28 protein-coding genes and 1 pseudogene are annotated in these 26,091 nt (G+C 37.5%); 23 read left to right on the top strand and 6 right to left on the bottom strand.

What is annotated here, in order from left to right:
- Positions 1–152: 152 nt before the first annotated feature.
- The 3 genes from R2J37_RS11555 to R2J37_RS11545 all read right to left on the bottom strand — a co-directional run bounded on the left by R2J37_RS11555 (position 153) and on the right by R2J37_RS11545 (position 1,878).
- Positions 153–392: a hypothetical protein gene (locus R2J37_RS11555; protein ID WP_230105543.1), complete on the bottom strand. Its 240-nt coding sequence runs from the start codon at positions 390–392 to the stop codon at positions 153–155.
- On the bottom strand, positions 355–1,293 hold the full coding sequence (locus tag R2J37_RS11550) for a M56 family metallopeptidase (protein ID WP_230105544.1): 939 nt from the start codon (positions 1,291–1,293) through the stop codon (positions 355–357). Before R2J37_RS11550 ends, R2J37_RS11555 begins: the two co-directional genes overlap by 38 nt.
- Before the next feature lie 210 nt (positions 1,294–1,503).
- Positions 1,504–1,878: a BlaI/MecI/CopY family transcriptional regulator gene (locus tag R2J37_RS11545; protein ID WP_230105545.1), complete on the bottom strand. Its 375-nt coding sequence runs from the start codon at positions 1,876–1,878 to the stop codon at positions 1,504–1,506.
- Between the two features lie 396 nt (positions 1,879–2,274).
- Here R2J37_RS11545 and R2J37_RS11540 point away from each other — a divergent pair, with 396 nt between their 5' ends.
- The 20 genes from R2J37_RS11540 (at position 2,275) to R2J37_RS11445 (ending at position 21,479) form a co-directional block, all read left to right on the top strand.
- Positions 2,275–3,540 (top strand): ABC transporter ATP-binding protein, encoded by a 1,266-nt coding sequence (locus R2J37_RS11540; RefSeq protein ID WP_316265090.1) that lies wholly within the window; start codon positions 2,275–2,277, stop codon positions 3,538–3,540.
- Positions 3,537–3,884: an ATP-binding cassette domain-containing protein gene (locus R2J37_RS11535; protein ID WP_316265088.1), complete on the top strand. Its 348-nt coding sequence runs from the start codon at positions 3,537–3,539 to the stop codon at positions 3,882–3,884. The genes R2J37_RS11540 and R2J37_RS11535 overlap by 4 nt, the downstream gene beginning before the upstream one ends.
- An 85-nt stretch (positions 3,885–3,969) precedes the next feature.
- On the top strand, positions 3,970–5,301 hold the full coding sequence (ccpM, locus tag R2J37_RS11530; RefSeq protein WP_316265086.1) for a Cys-rich peptide radical SAM maturase CcpM: 1,332 nt from the start codon (positions 3,970–3,972) through the stop codon (positions 5,299–5,301).
- Positions 5,302–5,457: 156 nt separating this feature from the next.
- On the top strand, positions 5,458–6,711 hold the full coding sequence (locus tag R2J37_RS11525) for a transposase (RefSeq protein ID WP_316264445.1): 1,254 nt from the start codon (positions 5,458–5,460) through the stop codon (positions 6,709–6,711).
- A 248-nt stretch (positions 6,712–6,959) separates the two neighbouring features.
- Positions 6,960–8,027 (top strand): TIGR04066 family peptide maturation system protein, encoded by a 1,068-nt coding sequence (locus tag R2J37_RS11520; protein WP_316265084.1) that lies wholly within the window; start codon positions 6,960–6,962, stop codon positions 8,025–8,027.
- Between the two features lie 33 nt (positions 8,028–8,060).
- The gene (locus R2J37_RS11515; protein WP_230105549.1) at positions 8,061–8,327 is read left to right on the top strand and encodes a hypothetical protein; all 267 of its coding nucleotides are present in this window, start codon (positions 8,061–8,063) and stop codon (positions 8,325–8,327) included.
- Positions 8,308–9,414, top strand: coding sequence for a S8/S53 family peptidase (locus tag R2J37_RS11510; RefSeq protein ID WP_230105550.1), 1,107 nt, complete (start codon positions 8,308–8,310; stop codon positions 9,412–9,414). The genes R2J37_RS11515 and R2J37_RS11510 overlap by 20 nt, the downstream gene beginning before the upstream one ends.
- A gap of 16 nt (positions 9,415–9,430) precedes the next feature.
- Positions 9,431–10,942 (top strand): DUF6034 family protein, encoded by a 1,512-nt coding sequence (locus R2J37_RS11505; protein WP_316265081.1) that lies wholly within the window; start codon positions 9,431–9,433, stop codon positions 10,940–10,942.
- A 128-nt stretch (positions 10,943–11,070) separates the two neighbouring features.
- Entirely contained in the window at positions 11,071–11,250 is a 180-nt protein-coding gene (locus R2J37_RS11500; RefSeq protein ID WP_230105552.1) for a CLI_3235 family bacteriocin precursor, read from the top strand.
- A 295-nt stretch (positions 11,251–11,545) separates the two neighbouring features.
- Entirely contained in the window at positions 11,546–11,803 is a 258-nt protein-coding gene (locus R2J37_RS11495) for an IS66 family insertion sequence element accessory protein TnpB (RefSeq protein WP_230105553.1), read from the top strand.
- Positions 11,758–11,943 carry an IS66 family insertion sequence element accessory protein TnpB gene (gene tnpB / locus R2J37_RS15295; protein WP_416387400.1) on the top strand — a complete coding sequence of 62 codons (186 nt, stop codon included), beginning with the start codon at positions 11,758–11,760 and terminating at the stop codon, positions 11,941–11,943. Before R2J37_RS11495 ends, tnpB begins: the two co-directional genes overlap by 46 nt.
- Before the next feature lie 84 nt (positions 11,944–12,027).
- Positions 12,028–12,240, top strand: coding sequence for an IS66 family transposase (locus tag R2J37_RS15220; RefSeq protein WP_416386656.1), 213 nt, complete (start codon positions 12,028–12,030; stop codon positions 12,238–12,240).
- Positions 12,241–12,396: 156 nt separating this feature from the next.
- Positions 12,397–13,971, top strand: coding sequence for a Mu transposase domain-containing protein (locus tag R2J37_RS11485; RefSeq protein ID WP_316264354.1), 1,575 nt, complete (start codon positions 12,397–12,399; stop codon positions 13,969–13,971).
- Positions 13,968–14,771, top strand: a complete 804-nt coding sequence (gene istB, locus R2J37_RS11480; RefSeq protein WP_316265078.1) for an IS21-like element helper ATPase IstB — start codon at positions 13,968–13,970, stop codon at positions 14,769–14,771. Before R2J37_RS11485 ends, istB begins: the two co-directional genes overlap by 4 nt.
- A 496-nt stretch (positions 14,772–15,267) precedes the next feature.
- Positions 15,268–15,951, top strand: coding sequence for a CPBP family intramembrane glutamic endopeptidase (locus tag R2J37_RS11470; protein ID WP_230105556.1), 684 nt, complete (start codon positions 15,268–15,270; stop codon positions 15,949–15,951).
- A gap of 436 nt (positions 15,952–16,387) precedes the next feature.
- Positions 16,388–17,137, top strand: a complete 750-nt coding sequence (locus R2J37_RS11465; protein WP_230105557.1) for a hypothetical protein — start codon at positions 16,388–16,390, stop codon at positions 17,135–17,137.
- Positions 17,130–18,014 (top strand): hypothetical protein, encoded by an 885-nt coding sequence (locus tag R2J37_RS11460; protein WP_230105558.1) that lies wholly within the window; start codon positions 17,130–17,132, stop codon positions 18,012–18,014. Before R2J37_RS11465 ends, R2J37_RS11460 begins: the two co-directional genes overlap by 8 nt.
- An 18-nt stretch (positions 18,015–18,032) precedes the next feature.
- Positions 18,033–18,677, top strand: coding sequence for an ABC transporter ATP-binding protein (locus R2J37_RS11455; protein ID WP_230105559.1), 645 nt, complete (start codon positions 18,033–18,035; stop codon positions 18,675–18,677).
- Between the two features lie 407 nt (positions 18,678–19,084).
- Entirely contained in the window at positions 19,085–20,071 is a 987-nt protein-coding gene (ilvC, locus tag R2J37_RS11450; RefSeq protein ID WP_230105560.1) for a ketol-acid reductoisomerase, read from the top strand.
- 67 nt (positions 20,072–20,138) lie between these two features.
- Entirely contained in the window at positions 20,139–21,479 is a 1,341-nt protein-coding gene (locus tag R2J37_RS11445) for a GntP family permease (protein WP_256195454.1), read from the top strand.
- A 53-nt stretch (positions 21,480–21,532) separates the two neighbouring features.
- Here R2J37_RS11445 and R2J37_RS11440 read toward each other — a convergent pair whose 3' ends face one another.
- The gene (locus tag R2J37_RS11440) at positions 21,533–22,237 is read right to left on the bottom strand and encodes a FadR/GntR family transcriptional regulator (protein ID WP_230105562.1); all 705 of its coding nucleotides are present in this window, start codon (positions 22,235–22,237) and stop codon (positions 21,533–21,535) included.
- A 144-nt stretch (positions 22,238–22,381) separates the two neighbouring features.
- Between R2J37_RS11440 and R2J37_RS11435 the strand changes: the two genes are divergently transcribed.
- Both R2J37_RS11435 and R2J37_RS11430 read left to right on the top strand, forming a co-directional pair.
- Positions 22,382–23,161: an SDR family NAD(P)-dependent oxidoreductase gene (locus R2J37_RS11435; RefSeq protein ID WP_230105563.1), complete on the top strand. Its 780-nt coding sequence runs from the start codon at positions 22,382–22,384 to the stop codon at positions 23,159–23,161.
- Between the two features lie 51 nt (positions 23,162–23,212).
- Positions 23,213–23,722 (top strand): flavin reductase, encoded by a 510-nt coding sequence (locus tag R2J37_RS11430; protein ID WP_230105564.1) that lies wholly within the window; start codon positions 23,213–23,215, stop codon positions 23,720–23,722.
- A 294-nt stretch (positions 23,723–24,016) separates the two neighbouring features.
- On the opposite strand, the gene R2J37_RS11425 is transcribed toward R2J37_RS11430, so the two are convergent.
- Together R2J37_RS11425 and R2J37_RS11420 are read right to left on the bottom strand one after the other, a co-directional pair.
- Positions 24,017–24,478 carry an MATE family efflux transporter gene (locus R2J37_RS11425; RefSeq protein WP_392391211.1) on the bottom strand — a complete coding sequence of 154 codons (462 nt, stop codon included), beginning with the start codon at positions 24,476–24,478 and terminating at the stop codon, positions 24,017–24,019.
- A pseudogene (locus tag R2J37_RS11420) lies at positions 24,477–25,231 on the bottom strand (IS256 family transposase); the annotation flags it as partial. The pseudogene R2J37_RS11420 and the gene R2J37_RS11425, both read right to left, overlap by 2 nt.
- 140 nt (positions 25,232–25,371) lie before the next feature.
- Between R2J37_RS11420 and R2J37_RS11415 the strand changes: the two are divergent.
- A complete protein-coding gene (locus tag R2J37_RS11415; RefSeq protein WP_256195447.1) occupies positions 25,372–26,055 on the top strand; it encodes a CPBP family intramembrane glutamic endopeptidase in 684 nt (227 codons plus the stop codon).
- The last annotated feature ends 36 nt before the right edge of the window (positions 26,056–26,091 follow it).

Raw genomic sequence — 26,091 nt, 5'->3', positions numbered from 1 at the left:
ATAAAAGAAGAGGCAGGACTCCTTATGCTTGCATAAAAGGAGGCCTGTCTCTTATTATAGGTTGTGACCCTGTTAGCTCCTGATTTTTTATTTGAAAGGAGCTAACTATTTATAAAGACAACGCACATTTGAGAGATTGATATAATATTTGATTATACTAAGATCCAGTCACCAATCCATCTGTTTTCAGTAAGGTCATATAATCTTTTATAAATCTTTCCGTTAATCTCTTTATACTTCCACACATATCTATTTGCCTTTCCTATTTGTGATTCTTCTTTTGAGATTGGATTAGTAATCGGTTGTTGCGCATATGCTGTATAACAAGGAAAAAGCATTGTTAATACCAGCAAATTAGTCACCAGACTTTTGATTAATAGTTTTCTCTTCATAAATTGGAACCTCCTTTAAATCCTCCGGTATACTGGTCATTGTACCGATAAATTCTCCATTCATATATAATTTATAACCATCAATGGCAGTTACTATATAAGCGTTATCTGGAGTAATACTGAATGCGCCTGCTTCTTTAAAAACTTCCTCTGCTTCTTTACTGTAATCTGCCTCTGGAACAAAAAACAAAGAAATAAACATTATTATTGAAATAAACATAATATTTAAAATCAAGGTGACCATTTTCCTGCTGTTAGCAACATTAGCATTTTCTACAAGCAGAGAGATTCTTTTTTTAAAATTAGCGTTCTCAACTAATGAAAGGTCGAAGGATTTGTCTGAAAATGGTATCTTTGCAATATTCAGAAGTGATTCTGCATATTCTATTTTTTCAGTTTCATTTAATTGCCTGGATACCATATAGTCATTTGAAAATTCTATTGCACTATTATATTTCTTTCTTAGCATATATACAAAAGGATTCCACCAATGCACTGCAACTAATAAATCAAGTATAACTTTTAAATGTAAATCAAAGTTACGATAATGTTGTATTTCATGTGATAAAATAAAATGTAAGTCCTTTGAAGAAACAATATTTTGTGGAAAAATAATAATTGGATGAAAGATACCAAAGATAGAAGGACTAACATTTTCTGGTACACAAGCTACTTGCATTTTGCTTTGTTTATATGTATTTAACAAATAATAATATTCAGATTCTTTTACTTCTTCTGCTGACAGGATATAGGGGGTAATATAGGTATATACTTTTTTTCTTTTTAGTATATAACGAATAATCTGGATGACTGCTCCTATGAACCAAATGCCCAGCATTATATCAAAAATATTTACAGTTTCGGTTATTTTAATGTATACAATATTCCCTACAGCATTCATGATTTTTGCTCCGCGAAAGGAATAGGTAAATGGAAAATTAACAGGTATCAGCATTCGAAGCATAATAATGGCTGACAAAACAAATATAGGTTTTAGGTAACAGATCAAAATGCCTTTTGCCCTGTTTAAAGTTAAATACATATATATAGTCAGAACAATAATTGACAAAAAACATATCAAAAGGGATCCAAAAGAAACTAAGCGCATATATTATTTCTCCAATTTTTTCCTTTTTTCTTTGATTATTTTTTCTAATTCTGTAATAGCAGCCAGATCGTTAATTTCATCCACATAATGTGCAATCAGGTTCTTATCATTTAATACCTTACTAACTACCTGATCATATTCTGTGATAACCTGATCCCGACTTATAATTGGCCTATAGCTTCTGGACAATACAGTTCCACTATAAACAATGTCTGCAACTTCAATGGCATTTTTCTTCATAAGAGCTCGGAGCGTAGCCTGGACAGTATTAATATTAAGATCATCCTGCTTTTTTTCGATTTCTGATGCAATTAATGGTTTGTCCGATTCCCACAATATTTTCATGATATCTTCCTGCCTTCGTGTTAACTTAATCATTTTTATCCTCCTTTGCAACCGTTATATATTATTATAATAACACATTATTATTTATATTTCACTATTTAATAATATAAAAATATTGAATAATCAATAATAACATCTTATTGCTTTATTTCCGTAATCTTTAATAATTTTGTGCTGAAAACCTTAGCAATCTAAAGCAGTAAATTAAATTTCGATATTTCCTTTAATATTAATTTAAATTTGAATATAATGTGTAAAATTCAATTGATTTAATTTATTATTAGTATATAATTTAATATGTTAAAAATATATTGAAAATAATGACTTGATATTATATAATATATTAAAAATAAATTATCGCATAGATGACAAGGTTATAAGTGGATTACTCAACAACAATCGTAATAAAAATCGTGTAAGGCGTATCATATGAAAAAGAGATGGATTATAGAGATATTTTTTTGTTATGTAATCACAGTAATTATTGCATTTGGCCGTCCATTAGTTATTCAGAAAATTGTTGATACTGGATTAGTAGGAAAAACTTTTAGTGTCGTAATAGTATGTTCTATTATACTAGTTGGATTATCTATTATAGAATCTGGGATTAGTATTTTACAAACTTCGGTTTATGTAAATATACAAAATTGGATTGTATTAAGGCTGTATTACAAATATTTTAGCTATTTATTGAATCTTAAAGTGGCTTATTTTAAAAATAATAATTCTTCTGAAATTATTAACAGAATTACATCAGATATAGACAATATTAGTTCGTTATTTAATAGTGGCTTGATAAATACAGTAAGCTATTTATTGCAGATATTGAGTGGAGTTGCTGGATTATTTGTAATTAATTGGAAACTTGCTATCTTTGTTCTTCTTGCAGTACCAATAAAATTTTGTTTAATTACTTTTTTTTCAAATAAAAGAGAGCAAAACACAGAATGTATTTTAAAATATTATTCCGATTTTTCCGGATGGTTTGATGATACATTAAATGGAATTGCTGAAATTAAATTATGGAATTTATTTAAAATAAAGAAAAAAGAATTGATAAAATATCAAAAATATAATCTCAAGTTTCTCAAAGAAGGTAATCTCTTAAATTCATTTAATTTGGCAGGAGATACTTTGTTGCAATGGATTATCACTGGATTCCTTTATGGCGTAGGAGGTTATTTTGTTTGTATCAACGAAATGACCGTAGGTAGTTTAACTGCATTTATTACATACAGTTCTTATGTAATTGGTCCTATAGCTTTGATTTTTAATTTGAAATTCTTGCTTGCACAAATAAAACCATCTATCAAAAGGTTGCAAAAATTAAAAAAACTGGAAAACGAGCAAACATTAAGCGGATATCGTGAAATAAAAAATTTTGATAAAGAAATCATTTTTAATAATGTTAGTTTTTATTATGATAAAAATCATCCTGTTTTAAATGATATTTCATTAACAATTAAGAAAGGTGAAAGAATAGCCCTTATAGGAGATAATGGTTCAGGTAAATCAACCTTAATTCAACTTCTATTACAATTTTATCATCCACAAAAGGGACAAATTTTAATAGATGGCGTTGATATTGGAGAAGTAAAACTTAATTGTTATCGTCAATTATTTAGTGTTATAAGTCAAGACATATATTTATTCAGAGATACTTTGCGAAATAATATTCTTTTAGGAAAAAAATGACTGATAGTCAACTCTGGCAAATAATAGAAGAATTAAAGTTAGAAAAGTTTATTCAAAGTTTGCCACAAGGATTGAATACGATACTTGATAGAAACGGAGGAAATTTATCCGGCGGGGAGCGTCAAAAAGTTGCCTTCATACGAGCAATAGTCAAAGATGCAAAAATTATTATAATGGATGAAGCCACTTCAAATATAGATCGGATATATGACAGTTTTATTCACAATTATATTTTTCAAAAATGTAATAATAAAACTGTGATAATTGTTACCCATAAAGCAGAAAATCTAGAAAATTTAGACAAAATATATGAGATTAAATGTCATAAAATCCAAAAGAAATAGTCAATAAATTAATTAGAAGAAGTTGAATATGTTAAGGATGGAAACAATTATAAAAGTATCTATATAAAGAAGGGAGAAGGTGTCTATGGGAGAAATTGTAATAAAATGTTTTTCAACATTAAAAAAGTATTATTTCTATGATCGACACACAAATTCAGTAGTTTGCGTAAATCCTGAGGAATACAAAATCTTAAAAAATGTCGAACGAGATGGGAAAATTCCAAATAATTGCAGGGAATTAGACAAATATTTACAAAAAGGATTATTGCAGAAGAAGATTACAAAAAAAATAATTCACCCCTCTTCCGATGATATTGAATATTATGCAAACAAGCAATTAAAAGAACTAATATTACAAGTGACGCAGCAATGCAACTTAAGATGCTTCTATTGTACATATTCGGGTAATTATTATAATAGAGGACATTCAGACAAAAGAATGTCTTGGGAGATAGCACGGGAAGCAATAGATTTTTATTTTGAACATTCTATAGATTCAGATAAATTAATTATTGCTTTTTACGGAGGAGAGCCATTATTAGAGTTTCCGCTCATCAAAAAATGCGTAGAGTATGCCGAGGGAAAAGTTCAGGATAAAGAATTGAGTTTTTTTATAACTACTAACGGAACTTTATTATCAGAAGAGGTTATTAGCTTTTTAGCAAAACATAAATTTGCAGTTACAATCAGTTTAGACGGCAAAAAAGAAGAACACGATGTAAATCGTAAATTTAGAAATGGGCAAGGTTCTTTTGATGTAATCGTTCGAAATTTAAACAAAATAAAAAAGTATGACGAAGAATTTTTTTCTACTGTAAGATATAATACCGTCATCAATCCAAAAGCGGATTTAAAAAATGTTTTAGACTATTTCGCTAATTCAAAGTTATTCAATCCTATTCAAGTCAGATTAAGTATGTTAAATGAAACAGGTGTATCAAATAATGGATTACTTAAAGTAAATGATTCATTTTGGATTCCACACAGATATGAACACTTAAAGGTATTGCTATACTTATTGGGAAAAATTGATCGGAAATATATACACCCCTTATATATTACAGATCATAGAGCAATAGAACTTTTTTATAAAGAGACTCATCAACATTATATAGAACTGGAAGCAATGCATCACGGTGGTCCATGCATCCCTGGGGTAAGAAGGTTGTTTGTAGACACTTCAGGAGATTTTTATCCATGCGAAAGAGTTAGTGAAAATGTTCAAGGAATGAAGATAGGAAGTGTTGAAAAGGGATTTGATTATAATAAAATGCGTTATATTTTGAACATCGGTCAATTGACAGAAAAAGAATGTTTGGAATGTTGGAATTTACGTTTATGTAGAATGTGTGTAGGACAAGTTGAGCCTACAAATAATAAATTAACATGCGAAGGAAAGTTATGTAGTTGTACTTGAGTTTCCGCAGAATTATCCCCTAAGACAAATATGCTGCGTTTTGTTATCCACAACTTTCAAAAAATGTCCAAAATATAAGGAATCCTGTTCCTTTTTGATGTAAAATTAAGCTACCAAACAAAAACTTTACTAAACAAAAAAGAAAGGGGATTCCTTATGGCTAATTCTACATCAACTACTTATCGTTTGAAAAGAAAAATTTTGACTTTTACTAATAAAATCTCCCGCAGACTTTCGAAACCAGACCGAAAGTTCACAGCAGATATGGTTTATGGCATTCTGGCATCCAGAAGCTGCCTGCTCACTGATATTTCCGACCAGCTTCATGAAACAGTACAGAAAGCCAATACTGTAAAACGGCTTTCCAATCATCTTTCAGAAGGAACGCCGGCTTCTGCGGCTGCTTCTTATCTCCATACCGTAAAGAGACGCGTTCCCTCTGAACCAGTGGTCCTCATTGATGAAAGTGATATCGTAAAACCAGATGGAAAACAGTTTGAAGCTCTTGGTATCATTCGCGATGGTTCTGAAAGCACACAGACGAAAAGTGTTTATAAAAAAGGATACCATGTAACAGAGGCCTGTGCCCTGACTGCCAGCAAGCATCCTGTCAGTGTTTTTTCCATGATCCATTCTTCTGCTGAGAAGGACTATAAATCTGTAAACACCATCACGTTTGATGCGATCAAACAGGCAGCTGCTCTTTTTGGGAAGGCCACCTTTGTTATGGACCGCGGTTATGATGACAATAAGATATTTCTCGTCCTCGACCATCTGAAGCAGAATTACGTGATCCGTCTGAAATCCAACCGGAAACTTCTTTATCACAATAAATGGACAAAGGCAACGGAACTGCGGAACCGGAGGAAAGGAAAAGTAAAAGCGGATGTTTTCTATAAAGGAAAAAGACATACCGCATATCTTTCCCACGTAAAAGTTCATATCACTGCCTCCCGGAAGGATATCTATCTGGTCCTGGTCTATGGGATCACGGAACATCCCATGATGCTGGCTACAAACAAAGAGATCCGTTCAAAGGATGATGTGATCCGCATTGCCAGAACCTACTTTTCCAGATGGCGGATCGAGGAATATTTTCGTTGTAAAAAGCAGACCTATCAGTTTGAAAACTTCCGTGTAAGGAAACTGGAAGCCATTAATGCGCTTAACTTTTATATTACTTTAGCCATGGCATTTTTAGCGCAGGAAGAATTAAGTCCTGATACAAACCCCCTGAAAGTTTCAATCATACAGGAAGCTAATCCAATCAAGGAGAAAGTCAGTTTCTGCTATTATCGGTTGGCAAAAGGCATCTTCGGCATACTGTCATATGCAAAAGAGGGCATCCGGCTCTGGTACAGGACAAAACGTCCAGTGAACCGTCAACTCTGCCTTAAGCTGACCGTTTGAATAGATAAAAGAATATATCTCCCCAAGCCCGGTTCCGACGGGGCTTATAAAAGTGCCTCTATTCTCGGTGCTGCCATTCTAAATTTCTCAAAAAACAGCAGATTGGTACTTTAGGAAGACATATCTATCTTTTTAATGCAGTTTGCGGAAACTCAAGAGTTGTAAAACGAGTATAAATGATACTTTGTATAATTTAAAAGAATTATGTGTTTTGATAGAAAATGGATATCATTTTCACGAGGAGGATCATGATGAGTGAGAATAGTAAGAGAAAAATTGTATTGTTCCCTGCAAATTATGAGTCGAATGTAATCTATGAACACTCCAAGGAATTAAAAAAATATGAAATAAGTTTTATAGTTACATATAAAGAAAATGAAATAGAAGTTCAAAAAAATAGCATTTACACAAATGATTCCGAAAAAGCCCTTATGGATTGCGATGTCTTGATTTTATGTGATAATGTGCAAAAAATGGGCAAAAAAGCATATATTAATCGAATTAATGAAGCCATTCGAAAAAATATACCAATATACACTAGCAGCTTTATCTATAAATGGCTGGGAGTTGAAGTATTTAAAGATGCTGAGACAACAATTCTAAATAGCTATAACAATAGAATTTGTACTTCGTCAAAAAAATTACGAAAAGTGACATGCCCAGTTATCTCTATATTAGGAGATGGTGAAAATTGTGATAAGTTTTCTTTGATATTATCAGTAAAAAAAGTTTTAGAGGATAAAGGATATAGCGTTTTAGTAATTTCTGGGAATCCACTTGCAAGGTTATTTAATTGTGACGTATTACCTGATTTTTTATATGCGGATGATATATCTCTGCCTCTAAAAGTTAAACGAGCCAATAGTTTTATTTGTGACTTAGCTGAGCAAAAACTTCCTGACATAATACTGATTAGTTGCCCTAGTGGGATAATGACATTAAATGATTATGAACACAATTATTTTGGAGAAATTTCATATGTTTTATCTAATGCAATAATAAGTGATTATGGTGTTCTCTGTATACATTATAGTAAATACTATACGGATAAATATTTTGATGAAATGAAAAAGTTGTGTAAGTTACGATTGGGCGTGGATATTATTAAATTCTATATCTGTAATCAAACTTATAATGTAAATACCGAGGAAGAAAAAGTAGAATATAATTTCTATTCTAACAAGTTTTGTAAAGAAAATTTGCCAACAGAAATTGTGAACAGCAATATTGTCTTACTTCCAGACGATAAAAAAGGGATTGAAACATTCATAGATGAATTAACTTCCCTTTTAAATGAAAATCCTGAGATAATTTAGATCATTTGTAAAAAATATACAGGGGGTATATATATGACAAAAGATATTGCTAAAAAAATGTTGTTAGAGGAAATTAGTGCTCTTTTTGATATTACTATTTCAGATTTAAATGATAATTTGCTTGATCAAAAGTTTGGAATAGATACCGTTGATTTCTTATATTTAATTAATACGCTTGAAACTAAATATGGAATTAATATTTGCAGAATTTTAGAAACGAATGATAGCCCAATATTTACTGTTAACAATTTGGCGGCAGAAATAGAGGCGATTGGCATTAATGAAAATAGGAATAATTGACGATTCTTTAGATAATAATGTAATGCTTGATTTTTCTCAGATACATAAGTATAAAATAACGAAATGTCAAGTAAAAACGGTATGCCAAACAAACGATATAGTTAATTCTACTCATAGTACATTATGCTGCAAGATTTTGAACGATAACTTAAGAAATCCTAAGAACCACGTTTTAATACATGTTGATATTATGAATAAAAATCAATTAGATATTAACGATTTCATAATTGCATTAGAATTTCTTTTTTCTAATCAAATTGATGTATTATGTTTGAGCATTGGCACAACGATATTATCAAAACAAAAAGAAATATATCCTTTGATTAAAAAAATGTATGACAGTGGAATTACTATAATAGCTGCAAGCAGTAATGCTAATCTTATTACTATGCCGGCAGCGTTTCAAGAAGTGATCGGAACTATAGCATTACCTGTAGAACATTTTTGTTGTCAAAAAATCTATGCTATTCCAGATAATGATCTTCATGTGGATTGTGGGACAGTTTTGGATTCAAATATAGGAAATAGCTTTTCAGCTCCTCGTGTTTTGGCAAATTTGTTAAATAAAGTTGATGCGTTATGCGAAGAAAGTAGTTTTTCATGTTCAAGAAACCTAATAAATCAGTTTCTTGCCCAAGGAGAAACCTGTAATGATCGCCAGATTAATGTACTGTCTGAAGCACTGCTTCCAAAAAAAATTATCAATCCACCAATTATTTTAATAGAATCAGATGATATTTCAATATTTTCTAATGTTTTAAATTGTCTTACTAAAATATTTGGTTATGAATGTGTATGTATTACAGACAATAATTCTTCAAGCGATGATTTTAGAATTATAAATTATAATAAACAAAACTTCGAACAACAAATAAATATTTCATTTCATCGTAATGTTGATCTTTTATTATTAAATTCAAATATACTTTTAACATTTCCAAATATAGTAGATACTACTGATTGTTGCTGGATACATGTGTATCGAAATAGCATGAAATTAACCGTCTGTAACCAGGTAATACACAATTATAGTAAACATGAAATAGAATCAATATGCAAAGATATGATATTATTATTACAAGAATAGAAGGGGGTGATTTCTAATGAAGAACAAAACATATATTTTGGTTTGTTTGCTATGTTTAAGTTCTGGATTAATGGCATGTGCTAAAACGCCACAAGAAGAAATTGTTGTTGACCGATCAGAGGGGATTCCGAAAGAAAGCATTCTGGAAAAAGATGACGATGTACCAAAAGATCTGCAGATTCCTGATCATTGGCACGAAAAGATTGAAAGAAGCGATGGTTTTGTTACTTTAGAAGCAGATTATTCTCCACAGATACCAGAAATATACAATACACCTGTAGATGTTTATGAACAATCAGTATTGACCAATGAATTGTTGGAGAAATTATGCGATTATTTTTCAGATGGGAATCCATTGTATGAATATCCTAAGATGACAAAAGATGAATTAGAATCGGAAAAAGCGAGAATGGAAAATTATGAGGGGACTTGGGCTTCGTTATCTGGTGGATTAGGATCAACTCAATATTGGCAGGATCAACTTAGTAAAATGGATCAACTTATTGATGAAGCTCCAGAAAAAGCGGGAACAAAGAATTCTATAAAGCCTGTTCTTATGGAGCCGGTACAGACAGAAAGAGATTTCTATGATGGAGTAAGTGATTATTATTATGATACAGACGAAAAACTAGGTTTCACAGCCAAAATAGATAAAGAAAATGAAAAGAACCCCTTAATCCGTGCGATAAGCTATAGCGATAAATTAGGAAGCACAACCAATTTTCTGTATTCCCAGGGTACGTTTATTGATGAAGAATATCTGATGCCTTTGATTCATGGAAATTTAGATAGCAATAATAAAAATGATGCTTGGCTAAAATCATTAAAAGAACATATGGAAGAGATACCATCTCTATCTGAAGAGGAGGCTTTGAATGAAGCGAAGGCTTTACTCGATAAAATATCAATAAAAGGGTTTGAAGTAGGCAGCTGTGTCAAAGCAATCGGAAATAGGAATACAGAAACATGGGTATTATGGGACGAAGATAATCCCTTTAATGAGGTTGGATTTTCAATTTATTTTTATCGTACATTGGGAGACTTGATGGGATATAGTCAGCGGTCACCTGAAATACTAGAAGGAATTCCAGAAACAGTATACGCCCCACAATTTTCTTCCGAAAAAATTCAAATCATTATCACGAAAGATGGTGTTCAAAAATTTGCTTGGACAAATATGTCAAAGAAAATAGATACAGTTGCAAATAACACAAAGCTACTTTCTTTTGATGAAATAAAGGAAAAACTGGCAGATCACCTGCTGTATTCCGCTCTTTCTGACGATGGAGATGAGCTGAAGGATACTGGTACAAAATGTATATATAATGTTACAAATATACAGATTCGTGCGGCCAACATTAATGCATTTGAAGAACCTGAAAAAGTATGGTTGGTTCCTGTGTGGGTTTTCAATTTAGAAAAGACAGGATTAACTTCAGATGGGGAGGTTCTTAAATGGGGCACAGAAAACGTCGTATTAAATGCAATTGATGGAGGATTTGTATCGATCAAGCAGGGAGAAGGATAATGTACTGTTTCTATATATGACATTATTCAATCATAAAATTATTCTTGGAAAGGAGGAGTAGAGTTAAAGAAGTTTGAATAATGTTATTTATAATAAGGCATTCATTATAAAAATAGGAGGAATATGAAATGAAGAAACTAAATAAAAGAATTCAAGAAAATCGTAATACATTAGAGCAGTATAAGAATTGCGTATGTGATATCAATTGCGATTGTTATTGTGGTCCGGGAGGATATCCGTGGGCTCTTGCAAAAGAAAGTTTACGTGAAAACATGAAGTCTAATATTGACAGAAATATTACAGCATGATTTTTCTATTTCTGCGCTAAAAGTATATTTTTGTTGTAATATTAGAATGTTTAATTAATTAATTTCAGGCAAAGAAAACATATTGTTTTCTTTGCCTGAAAAGCAATAATATGTTTAATTCATTATTATGTAGTAATTTGTTTGTATATGGTAAATCACTAGTACCGTGCTAGTTTCCTTGTCTCATGAGATAATAACTCCAGAAAACTACAAGTTTTTTAAAGGAGTTAGTGCCATAGATAAAATCACACATCAGGTCCGTGCAGAGCACTGGACCAAGATCCTGAATGAATGTATGAACAGCGGGATGCCAAAGACCGCCTGCTGCCGGGCAAACGGAATCTCTGGAAAACAGTTCTTTTACTGGCAGCGCATCCTGCGCTGGGAAGCTTATGAAGCATCTCAAAATCCGTCTCTGTCCGCAGTTATAGAGACGGGACAGTTATCTACTGTTCAGCAGTCCGTATCTTTCGCTGAGATCAAACTTCCTGCTGTGTTACCAGATGCATCATCCGTTTTCCATCCGGATTCCGGAAGGTTTACAAAAGGCTAAAACAGGGCGGCTTCAGCTGGTCCCGTACAAAAGAAGAGGCTCTGGAGATCACGCCGGAACAATACCGGGCGCTGATGCAGGGGCTGGAGATCGTATCCAGACATCCGATCCAGGAAGTGCAGCCCAGCAATCTCCTGTGATACGTTGTGCAAAACAGAGAAATTTAAAAATCTTTTCCGGTTCGCCCTCGCAGATACAGTGGAAGTTATCCACATCCGGGTCTCATGCAATTCATTCAATTAAGAGTACTCCACATCTCCCGGCAGGTGATGGCCAACTGGGTGATCCAGTGTGCCGACCGGTATCTGGGGGCACTTTATGATTACCTTCATAACAGGATGTACCGCTTCCATGTGCTGCAGGCCGATGAGACTCCAGTCAAAGTTGTGCGTGGTAAGGTGATTTTACAGCCACAGGGTAAGGAGTTTTTTACATGACGCGGTAAGGAGTTTTTTACATGAGTTGGTAAGAAGTTCTTTACACCGTCCGGTAAGAACTTTTTTACATCCTCTGCGGCGAGTTTTATCACAGGAGGAGTCAGCAGTTCATCCGATTTTGTATACTGTAAGCAGTACACAAGAGAGGAGACCTTTATGCTGACAAAAACAAAAATGCAGGAAATACAGGATTTAAAACTGCAAGGTTACACAAAAGCTGATATTATCAGATACTATGAAGCGCAGGGACGCAAGCCTCCCAGCCGGCCCACAATCAGCAAGTATTATGACATGGATGTGCTCCCGGATGATCCCGGCGCTAAGCTCGCAAAACCGAAAACCTTTGATGCGGAACCTTTCCGCAGTACGATTATCAGGATCCTTGAAACAAACAGCGGAAAAACGTTCTGTATGTCATCAGTTTACGATGTTCTGGAAGAAAAATTCATCGAAAACGGAGACTATGAGAAACTTCCCGGGAACCAACAGACGCTCCGGAACTACATCCATTATCTTGAGGATTCCGGACAGATCAACAGGGAGCCTGAGCACCGCCGTATCTATGATTATGTTTTTGACACCCCGCCCGGAGAACAGATGCTGATTGACTTCGGTGAGGAGACTCTCTCAAAAACAACGCATATCCATTTCATGTGCCTTTTGCTGCGTTATAGCCGTTTTTTATGCGTCTATGCACAGGATCACAAGTATAACTCGGAAGAGGCCTGTAAGGCGATCTACCGTAGTTTCTGCAGGCTTGGAGGGCGTCCTAAAGAACTGGTCATTGACCAGGACGCCGTGTTTGTCGCCAGTGAAACCTATGGTGAAGTCATCAAGACCAGGACCTTTGAAGATTTCTGTACTGAACAGGATATCCGGCTCTGGGTGTGTAATAAAGCGGATCCGGAAAGCAAGGGACCTATCGAAAACTCTGTCGGGTTCGTGAAGAAAAACTTCTTCAGTGCGCGGAAGGTCACCTGTATCGATGATGTATGGCGTTCCCTGCCCGGATGGCTGGAACGCAAGAACCAGCGGATCCACCGTTCTACCTTACGGGTCCCAAAAGCAGTCTACGACAGCATTGAAAGGTCAGCCATGCGGCCTCTTCTTCCATCCGTGTATGAAACATCTCCGAATACATTCCGCACTTATGAAATCGCGGCAATACCTTACGTCCTGTATAAATCATGCAGGTATTCGGTTCCACGTGATTATGCTTTCAAAACGGTACAGTTCAAAGTTGTCAGTGGGAAGATCCACATTTATGATGACCAGCTGAACTATATCTGTTCCCATAATCTCAGCGAGAGGAAGGGAAGTGTTAATCAGCTCCCGGAACACCGGAAACAGGACTCCGGAGACTGGATCGAGATCATGGAGCGTCTCCGTGGGAAATGGAACTGCTATGACTTCCAGCACTTCATCAATGGTGTGAAAAAGGAAAATCCACGGCATATCTCCAAACAGCTTCGGGCAATTGAACAGTTCCTTGATTCTGAGAATCCGGATAAATCCCTGGTAGCGCAGGTGATGAAGGAATGCTGCCAGAAATACCGGTATCAGTTCTCACAGTTTAAAGTTGTTTACAGTCTTGCAAAAGCCGGCCGGGAACTGACCACAGACGACTGCCGTGCCCAGGTTCCATCCGGCAGTGTCAGCTACACGGATCTTTCTGTTTATGCAAAAGCCTTTCAGGAACGCACAGAAAGGAAGGAGGCTGCTGCTCGATGAACCGTGAAATCTTAAAAAGTATGGATACCGGCCATATCCCTGTACAGCGGCTCACAGCGTTGCTCGAAACATTTACCTTAAAGCACGCGGCGCGCATGCTTCCGGATCTTCTGGAAACTGCGGATCTGCAGGACTCCTCCTGCAGGGAATTTCTTCTGGCCGTTCTTGAGACCGAAGTCAAAGGGCGGAATGAACGGCGTCGGAAGCGTAACTATTCCGCGGCGCATTTTCCACCAAATATCCGGCCGCTGGAAGAGTTTGATCCGGAAGAGCTGGAGTCAGGTATCACCCACGCACAGCTCTCCGTTTTGAAAGAACTGTCCTGGCTGGACAACTGCGGAAACCTTGTCTTTGCGGGGCCTCCGGGCCTCGGCAAGACCATGGTTGCCTGTGGCCTTGGTCTGCAGGCTGTCAACAGCGGCTATACTGTATGTTTTGAGAAGATGACCAGTCTGATCAAGATCCTTGATACCGCAGAGACAGAGCGTGCAGCCGGATTCCGGCTCAAAAATATCAAGAAAGCACAGCTTGTCATAATTGATGAGATCGGCTACACACCGATCAGCCGCGGACAGGCAAACAGATTTTTCACATTTATCAGTGATACCTATGAAACCAGTTCTATCATCTTTACCACCAACAAAGAGATCGTTGACTGGGCTGAGATGATGGGGGATCCGGTACTTACCACTGCAATGCTGGATCGGATCCTGCACCATGCCAAGTGTTACTCTTTCCGCGGGGAATCGTACCGGCTGAAGCACCCTGACCTTTACCCAAAGGGAGAAACAGGGATGTAAAAAACTGCTTACCGGGTAAAGTAAAAAAGTGCTTACCTTACGATGTAAAAATCTGCTTACTAAGGGATGTAAAAAACTCCTTACCATACGGTGTAAAAAACATCTTACCTAACAATGTAAAAAAGTGGTTGACATTTGCACAAAGTAGCGAAGGATGGGCGTCCGGCGAACAGTAACTGTGTTACGGGACACACCGCAACTATGTGCGATGTTCCGTTCACTGAATCCTAAGCTTTTCAGGCGAAGGATTTCTCGATATTTGGTCATAGTGGTGACCTCCTTTAACTGTATTCATATCTACTGATGTTGTTCTTACAGTATAAAGGAAATCTATGTAATAGAGCCTAATGTGGCTCTGACTTACCGGAATATATGGCTTTCATTCTCCGGAATGGCAGCTCTCAAAGTCCGGACAGGTGGCTCAAAGAGCCTCGGAATAATCAATTATATGGGTGTTCTACTTTGGTTAGCACACCTATTTTTGAAGGAGGAGAAGATGAAAAACCGTTTTCCAAATAATAGTTCCTTATTTTCAGGTTTAAGAAAAAATCTTTTTATTATTTTTTATATATTATACACACTGGTAATGATGGGAGTAAGTGTTCATTTTGATAAGAAGAATCAATTTTACTTAACTAGTTTTTTAGGCATAGCAATTTCTGCAGTTTATGTTGGGGCTATTATTTTTAGAAATCGGCATGATCTAACTTCGTTAGGAATTTGTACGAAAGGTTTGAAAATAACGATAGTATTATTTGTGCTTATAGTTGGAATTTCTTTCTTTATGAATTATCCGCAGTTTTCTTCTTCAGAAGTTTCAATTTGTGATTACATTTTTAATATGATTATATATTTTTGTATGTTTTTCTTTGTAGAAGAATTTATTTACAGAGCTTATTTAGGGCCAAAGCTTATGAGATTATATAATAAGCATCTGGGAGCTGTTATTAGTGGAGCATTGTGGGGGAGTATGCATATTCTCTTGAATATTGGGCGTCCCTATATGCAAGTGAATAGCCTTTTGATATTTAATTCAATAACCTCTGGTATAGCAGGACAGTACATATTTATGTTCTTTTATAAAAGAGTAGGAAATATTTTTTTCCCTGTTTTCCTTCATATGGCGCCACACATTCTGACTACAGAAATAACTTATAAAATATCTGTTTTTACGCGATAAATATATTTCAAAATCATTACATAAGACGCATTTATATTGATGTGAACTTCCTTGATAATTAACTCTCGTTTTCATAAGCAGACGTATGGAAGAGGTGAAAAATCCCTTGGTTTCAACAGGAAAATGCGATTTATTTATTGCAGATATTGAGTGGAGTTGCTGGCCTTTTTGCAATTAATTATACGTTATCGCATATATAATGTTTTAATTATTCGGATTCGTGCGGCCAACATTAATGCATTGAAGAACCTGAAAGAGTATGGTTGGTTTCTGTGTGGGTTTTCGATTTAGAAAGGACAGGCTTAACTTCGGCTGGGGAGATCCGTAAATGGGGCACAGAAACCATCGTATTAAATGCCATTGATGGAGGATACATTCAGCCGAATGCGGATCCCGGGATTGAAGTGGACTAAATCCTGAAAGGAGGGGGTAAGGAATGAATGGAATCTATCGAATGGATATCAAACGTGGATTATCTTCACCAGGGTTTTATGTGGGCATTGTGCTTTGTTCTTTAGCAGCTGTTTTCGGCATGGGAGAGATGATGGAAAATATTGCAGAATCTATAATACCGGAAGGAGAAATCCGTTTCCTGTCCGCGGTCTGCATAGCGCTTCGAACGGAAGCCATTGCTTATGTATTGCCCATTGTATGTACATTCGCAGTAAGTGGGATGTTTATTGAAGATATGCAAAGCAGAGTGTTATATTATAGTATCCTTAGAACGACAAAGAAGCGTTACTATACCAGTAAAATACTTAGCTGTGTATTGGTTGGATTTTTAACAGTTCTTGCCATGATCTTACTGCTGCTTATTATTTTTGGCATCTTGTTTCCGCCAAAGCAGGCGGAAATACAGACCTTCCAGACAGATAGTTTGATATATTTGTGCAAGATGGCAGCAATTTTGTGTATAAACAGCTCCTTTTATGCTTTGCTTGGGGGAGTGATTTCCGTTGGCTCTAATAATCGCTATATGGCCTATGCCTCTCCCTTTATTTTGTATTATATCATATCCACCTTATTGAAAGCCTATCTTTCAGATTATCCCATTTTGAATCCGGAAGAATGGATGTTATTGAGAATTTCCAGTGAAAGTCAGGTTATAGTGATTTTGCTTGCTGCTAATTTGATAGCGGGAACCGGATATCTTATTATGATGGAAAGAAGGTGGAAACATGAGTGAATTTTGTCTTGTATGCTCAATGACCAGATTGAATTTCCTGGGGTGGAAGAAAAATCCCCAGATTGTTTTGGCGTTTATTCTGGCATTTGTGTTCTGTGTTATGATGTCTGCCAAGGCTATTATGTTTGCCCGGACCTATGGAACGATCATGCAGATTTTTGAACCTTTTGTATGGGCATTCAGTGATGGAAAATCAATTCTGCTTGCTTCTTTTCTTTTGATTTTCTTCTTTATGGACATGCCCTTTATCAACGAAGCAACACCCTATTATCTGGTCAGGGCCAGGCGAAGTACCTGGATCTGGGCCCAGATCCTGTATATTGTGGCTGTAACATTGATCTATATGTTTTTTATACTGATAGTATTTTGTATATTATGTGCACCCCTCTCGTTCGTGGGGAATATGTGGAGCGAGACAGGAGCTCTTTTAGGGTACTCTGGTGTGGGAGAGAAGGTGGCGCTTCCTGCTTCAGTGAAAATAATGGAAATGTCAAAACCTTATAAGTGTACGGCCGCTATTTTCTTTTTGATGACCTTATATACCCTATTGGCAGCAACGCTCATGATGATCTTTAATCTGCTGAAAAATAAGTTTGGCGGCGTTGTAAGTGTATTCATCCTGAATCTTTATGGCCTTCTTCTGAATCCGGATATGGTAGGCAGGCTTTTAAATATACCGGATATATTGCAATATAAAAGTAATGTGATTACTGGGTGGATTTCTCCTTTGAATCATGCCACCTATTATATGCACAATTTCGGCTATGATCTGTTGCCAAGGTTATGGCACAGTTATCTGATTCTGGTTGTGTGGGTTCTGTTAAATATTTTGATTATCAGAAAGCTGGCCAGGCGTTACCAGTTCGTATTTTCATAGAGAAACGGAGGGCAGACGATGAATGAAGTAATGGTAAAAGTTGAAAACTTGAGAAAGACCTTTCGGGAGCAGGAAGTTCTCAAAGGGATAAACTGTGAGTTTTTAAGAGGAAAGACGTATGCTGTGATCGGAAACAACGGTTCCGGAAAAAGTGTATTTTTTAAATGCGTATGCGGTTTTCTTACGCCTACAGCCGGTCAGGTTACAGTAGGAGGAAAGCAGATTGGAAAAGATGTAGATTTTCCTGAATCTATTGGCCTTCTGATTGAACATCCGGGCTTTATGCAGCAGATGTCAGCATTTAAAAATCTCCGGTTAATGGCGGGAATCCGCGGTCAAATTACGGATGAGCAGATCAAAGAGGTCATCCGTAAAGTGGGTCTGGATCCGTCTTCAAAAAAAGCAGTGGACAAATATTCTATGGGAATGAAGCAGAGACTTGGCATTGCCCAGGCAATCATGGAAGCCCCGGAATTGCTGATACTGGATGAACCCTTTAATGGATTGGATAAGGGGGGAGTGGAGGAGATACGCGCTTTATTGATGGAGTGGAAGGAGAAAGGGAAAACGATCCTTCTAACCAGCCATAACAGTGAAGACATTACTCTTTTGGCAGACCATGTGTGGGAAATGGATGCGGGAAAAATGACACGCGTTAAATAAAAATATCTGTCTTTACACAATAAATATATTTCAAAATCATTACATAAGATGCATTTATATTGAGAATACCTTGAAATTTAATTTATTAATTTTTGAGGTATTTTTTTTATTTAACAGGAACTTTGCTCCCTGTTAAATAAAACGCTCTGTGGGATATGTATTTGCGCGAAGCGGAAATTGTTGTTTTGGATAAAACTGACGATAAAAAAGAAATGTGAAAATTTATCGCTCAATAGAAGTAATAATAGTATAATATCACAAAAATAAAAATATAAATTGTGCATAATTGATGAAAAATAAAAATAGCAGGAAAATATATTGACTATTTTACCTAAAAGTAGTAATGTGATAACAGATATAAGACATCTGATATCAGATTAGCAAAAAGGGTTAAGGAGGAAAAAGAAATGGCAAACATTTATTATGACAAGGATGCGGATTTAAGTCTGGTAACGGACAAAGTAGTGGCAATCGTAGGATATGGAAATCAGGGACGCGCGCAGGCGCTGAATATGAAGGATTCCGGTGTAAAGAGGATCATCGTAGGAAGCCGCCATGACGGATCTTACGACCAGGCAGAGAAAGATGGATTTGAGGTATTCCCGATTGCTGAAGCCTGCAAGATGGCAGATGTAATTTTCATGCTTCTTCCAGACGAATTTGCACCGAAGATCTTTGAAGAGCAGATCGCTCCTGGATTGGAAAAGGGCAATATTGTTAATTTCGCTTCCGCCTACAATATTACATTCAAAAAGATTATTCCGCCTGAGTATGTAGATGTTGTTATGGCAGCTCCAAGAATGATTGGAGAAGGAGTTCGTGAGATGTATCTAAGAGGAGAAGGCTTCCCAGCATTTGTAGGCGTTGCGCAGGATGCGTCCGGGAAAGCGCTGGAATATGGCAAAGCCCTTTGTAAAGCGATAGGCTCCACGAAAAAAGGTGCGATTGAGGTATGCTTTGATGATGAAACATGCCTGGATCTGATGACAGAACAGGGAATTTGGCCGATTATCTATCATGTATTTGTAGAAGCATTTAAACTTCATGTAGAAATGGGACATCCGGAAGAAGCAGTACTGATGGAGGAATACATTTCAAAAGAACCTATGTTCATGATGGAGAAGGCAGCAGAAATGGGAATGTTCAAACAGCTTCCGTTCCACTCACATACAAGCCAGTATGGACAGCTTAAAAGTTTTGAACTTTTTGATCCGACACAGATTAAAGAATTTCTCCGCGACAGATATGACAGAATACGCAACGGTGCATTTGCAGAGGAATGGGAGAAAGAACAGAAGGAGAATGATCTGGCGACTCTGAAAGAACTGAGCCAAAAGGCAATGGAAAGCGAACTTACAAAGGCAGAAGAACGACTCTTTGAAAAGATTAATTAATATTACGTAAAGGGACGGCGGATCGAACAGACCGTCCCTTTCTAAAAGGAAGAAGGGAGGAAAGAATATGTCTGAAATGGCACAGGTATCATTATGGCTTATTATTTCAATCGTTGTGATTTTAATTTCTATTATGAAATTGAAATTAAGTCCAGTTATCGGGTTGATCTTTGGAAGTCTTGTCATGGGGCTTGGATGCGGCATGAATCTGTTAGATACAGCGACAACAATTGGAACCGGATTTGGCGACCTAATGGCTGGAATCGGTCTTCCAATCGGTTTAGGCGTTATTTTAGGAAAACTGCTGGAAGAAAATGGAGGCGCTCGTGTGATTGCAGAAACGCTGGTAGCAAAAGCCGGCGAGAAATATGCGCTTTACGCTCTTGGATTTGCGGGATTTCTTCTTGCAATACCGGTATTTTTTGATATTACTTTTATTATCCTTGTACCTCTTGCAATTGAAGTAAGTAAAACTTTGAAAAAACCTTTGCCATACGCCATTGGCGCTGTAACGATCGGTGCGGCCGGAGCACATACTCTGGTTCCGCCTACACCAAATCCTCTTGCAGCTGCACAGATCTTTCATTTTGATCTTGGTATCATGCTTGGTGTAGGGGCAGTTGTCTGCCTTTTCGTCTATATTATAGGAACAACGATTTATTTTAAAATGCTGGATAAAGGGTTCTGGAATAAAGAAAAAGATGAAACGGGAATTTTGGAAATGAGTGAGTCAAAGCCAATCCCGGAAGGAGCACCAAGCTTCGGTATGGCTCTGATTCCTTTGCTGCTCCCGGTTGTCTGCATCCTGCTTGACACAGTCAGTACAGCATTTGGAGTGGATTCCGCTGTACTGTCATTTCTCGCAGACAAAACAATCGCCATGCTCCTTGGAACTCTGGCTGCTTATTTGATCTCTATTAAATCTATTGGGAAAAATCTGGAAAGTGTAGCGAATAAGGCAGTTGCAGATTCCGGTATCGTTCTTCTGATTACCGGAGCCGGCGGATCGTTTGGAGCTGTGATCAGTGCCACCGGATTTGCTGACATCATTGCGGAAAGCTTTACATCAATTGGAACTTCGCCGGTTGTTCTGGTACTGTTTGCCTTTATCATAGCGGTAGTGTTCAGAATAGCGCTTGGTTCAGGAACAGTTGCTTCCATCACTTCCATGAACATAATGGCTGGTTTTGCCAGTATGACAACACTGCATCCGGTTTTTATCGCACTGGCGTGCCTGGCCGGCGGAATCAGTGTTGGACATGTAAATGACAGTGGTTTCTGGGTTGTAACCAACATGTCCGGCTACACTGTAAAGGGAGGACTTAAGTCCTACACACTGGCAGGCATATTTATAGCCGTATTCACAATGATTGTTTGTATTGCGGCAGCACTAATCAGCTCCATATAGTAAATCAAAAGGTTTTCGGACTGGCATATCTTGCGGAACTGCCAGTCCGAATTTTAATGATGCAGTGTCAGGGTATCCCACTTATTGATAGAGTGAAGAATTGCGTCGTGCATGGCATTTTGATCTCTCTTTTTAAAGGCTTGAAGGATCCGTTCATGGTTTTCCAGCACAATATTCTGATAGATGGAGTTGGAAACCTCCATGGAAGGCTTGAACAATTTCATGATCGCATTCCCGATACAGGAAAAAAAAGGATTTTTTGTTGCGGAATAGATATATTCATGAAACTGGACATCTAATTCCAATGTGTCTTCCTTTTTTTCGGCTTTTTCTTTCATTTGTTCATGCAACTTTTCTAGAAAAAGGATCTCTTCATCAGTAATTGTATTTACGGCAAGGCAGCTGACAGCGTTTTCAATGATGCGACGAAATTCAACCAGATTATCCTGTGAAGAATTGCTCTGGAGGATCAGCTGATAGGTCAGCGGGTTTAAGGCATCGGAATCAATAGAAGTACGGATACGGCTGCCGTGTCCTTTTACAATTTCTACGACGCCGACTGCCTCCAGCATTTTTATTGCTTCACGGATGCTGGATTTTCCGACTCCCAGGTTTTCAGAAAGTTGATTTTCGGAAGGAAGATACTCACCGGGTTTGAGCTGTCCGGTTGCCAAGGCTTCGGTAATTTTATCAGTAACCATGCGGCTCAAATTTTTTTTGGGCATGGGCAAAAGCCATGATTCATTTGATTCTATCATATAAAAACCTCCTAATATTCTAATTTTAACATAATTCAACGACCAATTCTATTTATTTTTGAAAAATAGAGTGAATCGATGTAAAAAATATATTTTATCATTTGTGTTGGAGTTTCTGGTACAACTATAGAAAGGGGAAGAAATATGGGTTTTGAAAAAATGTTTTCTCTGAACGGAAAAAATGCGTTGATCGTTGGAGGGTCAAGGGGACTTGGAAGGGGAATGGCAGAAGCTCTTTCGGAGGCAGGAGCACAGGTAATCCTTGCTAGCAGAAAAGAAGAAGAATGTAAAAAAGCAGCAGGAGAAATACAGAAAAAAACCGGCGGAAAGGCTTTTGGACTACGAGCAGATATCAGTGGGAAAAACGGTGCTTCCCAGCTGGTGGCAGAGGCGGTAGATTTGGCAGGACATGTGGATATCCTTTTGAACAGCGCAGGAGTCAATGTCAGAAAACCGTCAGTGGATTATACGGAAGAAGATTGGGATAGGGTACAGGAGGTACAGCTGAAAGGTGTGTTTTTTACCTGTCAAGCTGCGGCAAGGCATATGATAGAAAAAAAGATCAGAGGGCGGATTATTAATGTTGCGTCCATCAATGCAAAGGTTGTTGCAAGGGAGGATATCGTTTCTTATGTGGCCGCCAAAGGCGGTGTGATGCAGATGACAAAAGCGCTGGCAGCAGAGTGGGCGTCTCATGGAATTACGGTGAATGCGGTCGCACCGGGATTTTTCCAGACAGAACTTACAAAAGTTTTGTTTGAAGATTCGGATGTAAGATCCAAATTGTTAAGCCATATACCGATGCGGCGTTTTGGAGATCCAGATCAGGATCTAGGAGGGATTGCCGTATTCTATGCGTCAGATCTGTCAGCCTATACAACCGGACAGATGTTGTGTGTGGACGGAGGTTATACATTGATATAGACGCAGAAAAAAATGATATAATAATATATTAATGACAAGCGGAGGAAGAAAATGAAATTTAAAGAAATTACTGTGGAAGATATGACATTCAATCCCTTTACAAGGACAAATAAAGACTGGATCCTGATTGCGGCAGGGGATGAAGAGGAAAATAATCTGATGACGGCATCATGGGGGTTGTTTGGAACACTCTGGAGAAAAAGTATTGTGGAAATTTTTATCCGCCCTCAGCGCTATACCAAAAAATTTGCAGACGAGAATGATATGCTCACTATATCTTTCCTGCCGGACGGTTACCGGGAAGCATTGAAGATCTGTGGTACAAAGTCGGGAAAAGATATGAATAAATGGGAAGCTGCGGGTCTTCATCCCTATTATGTGGATGGGACAGTAGGAGTAGAGGAGGCAGAACTCATTATTGTGGGAAAGAAACAGTATACGCAGTGGGTGGATCCGACACTGTTTATTGAAAAAGAGAATGACATAAAATGTTATCCGGAGAAGGACTACCATGAGATGTATATGCTGGAAATTGTAAGGATTCTGCAAAAGGAAGAGTAGCGTCGGTGTACAAGGGGCAACACGGTCGGTGAAGGGTAGATTTTAGTCCCTTCTTCGTTACTTTCACTCCGCGTACGTCTCTGTACGCGTCGTTCAAGTGCCTAAAAGGGGCTAAAATCTGCTCCTTCCCGACTCACAGACTCCAGCCGCAGGAATTTCGGGGTTTTTCAAGGCAGACGATTGAGGCGTACTGGACGTACGCCGAATGAGGATAACAAAGAAAATCCCCGAAATTACGCGGCTTGGAGCGTATTGTCCCCTTGTACACCGACGCTAACATTTGATTATGACAAACTAGGAGACCGGTTTGGTGGCGCAGCGGCGCCGGTTCAACCTCCGGTATACAAAGATTCCGGTCAGGTCTGCTAAAGCCCATCCGATCGGAACGGACAGCCATATGCCGGTAACCCCGATCCACGGCACCATAGAGAGTGTGTAGGCCAGCAGCACACGGGTTCCAAGGGAAATGACTGTCAGAACGACAGACATGCCCGGGCGGGCGATAGCGCGGTACAGCCCGTATAATAAAAACAAAATACCAATCCCAAAATAGCAGGAGCCTTCAATGCGAAGATAGTGGACTCCGGCTTCGATGATCTGCGTCTCATCGGCAGATACAAAGATCTGCATAAGAGGACGGGCAAAGATACAGACGAGAAGACTGACAGCCAGACAGAAGAAAAAGGAAACAAGGAATGCGCTTCTGATCCCCTGTCTGATGCGGTCTTCTTTTTTTGCCCCGAAATTTTGTGCAATAAAAGTGGAGAAGGCATTTCCGAAATCCTGTACCGGCATATAGGAGAAGGATTCCAGCATACCGAGATTCTTATCGCCTATGATCAAACGTACACCTGTAAGCCCGCGTTATTTCAGCCATACAAAGAAAGAACGCCAACTTTCACGATCCTCTTTCATGCCATCCGCAGCGCCAAGGATCTCCCGGCAGCCATCCTGACTGACTCCGATAGCAACGAGGATGGAAACATTCTGAATTTCACCGCCCCCAGTTGCGTTTCAGATAAACACCATCCACATAAACATAGGGATAATCCCCGGAAAGCGGACGGGTACGCCAGGTTTCGATATGCTCATAAGCTTTTTTATTCAGGTTGCTGATGGTGCCAGGAGAGACTTTCGTTCCCATAAGTCTTCGGTGATATCCTCCACACGGCGGACGGAAACACCGGCCAGATACATTTCAATAAGAGCTTCTTCCACAGAGGATTCTCTGCGCCGATATCTTTCAATGATTGCAGTTTCAAAAGGAATGCCTTTGAGTTTTGGAACTTTCAGCTCCACTTCCTCAGCGGTAGTATGGAGATTCTGCTTATAATGACTGGAACGATATCCCTGACGGTCAGAAGAACGCTCATACTTTTCAGCGTTGACTAATTCGTCGGCTTCCTTATCGAGCAGAGCGTTTAAAGTTTCTTCGACACTGTTACAGACAAGATCCTTTAAATCGTGCTTTATTAAGTCCTCATTTAGTTGTATAATTTTATCAGACATGGTTCTATAACCTCCTTTGATAGATTTGGTTGTGGTGACTTAATTTTACCAAACGGCTATAGACCATGTCTATTTTATACATCAATTAATATATGGGTGTTCTACTTTGGTTAAAACACCCATTTTTGAAGGAGGAGAAGATGAAAAACTGTTTTCCAAATAATAGTTCCTTATTTTCAGGTTTAAGAAAAAATCTTTTTATTATTTTTTATATATTATACACGCTGGTAATGATAGGAGTAAGTGTTCATTTTGATAAGAAGAATCAATTTTACTTAACCAGTTTTTTAGGCATAGCAATTTCTGCAGTTTATGTTGGTGCTATTATTTTTAGAAATCGGCATGATCTAACTTCGTTAGGGATTTGTATGAAAGGTTTGAAAATAACGATAGTATTGTTTGTGCTTATAGTTGGAATTTCTTTCTTTATGAATTATCTGCCGTTTTCTTCTTCAGAAGTTTCAATTTGTGATTACATTTTTAATATGATTATATATTTTTGTATGTTTTTCTTTGTAGAAGAATTTATTTACAGAGCTTATTTAGGGCCAAAGCTTATGAGATTATATAATAAGCATCTGGGAGCTGTTATTAGTGGAGTATTGTGGGGGAGTATGCATATTCTCTTGAATATTGGGCGTCCCGATATGCAAGTGAATAGCCTTTTGATATTTAATTCAATAACCTCTGGTATAGCAGGACAGTACATATTTATGTTCTTTTATAAAAAAGTAGGAAATATTTTTTTCCCTGTTTTCCTTCATATGGCTCCACATATTCTGACTACAGAAATAACTTATAAAATATCTGTTTTTACACAATAAATATATTTTAAAATCATTACATAAGATGCATCTTTT

Origin of the sequence: Claveliimonas bilis, assembly GCF_030296775.1 — a bacterium.
GTDB classification, from domain to species: domain Bacteria; phylum Bacillota; class Clostridia; order Lachnospirales; family Lachnospiraceae; genus Claveliimonas; species Claveliimonas bilis.
The sequence above is the reverse complement of the archived record's forward strand: the minus strand, read 5'-3'. Positions and strand labels throughout refer to the sequence as shown.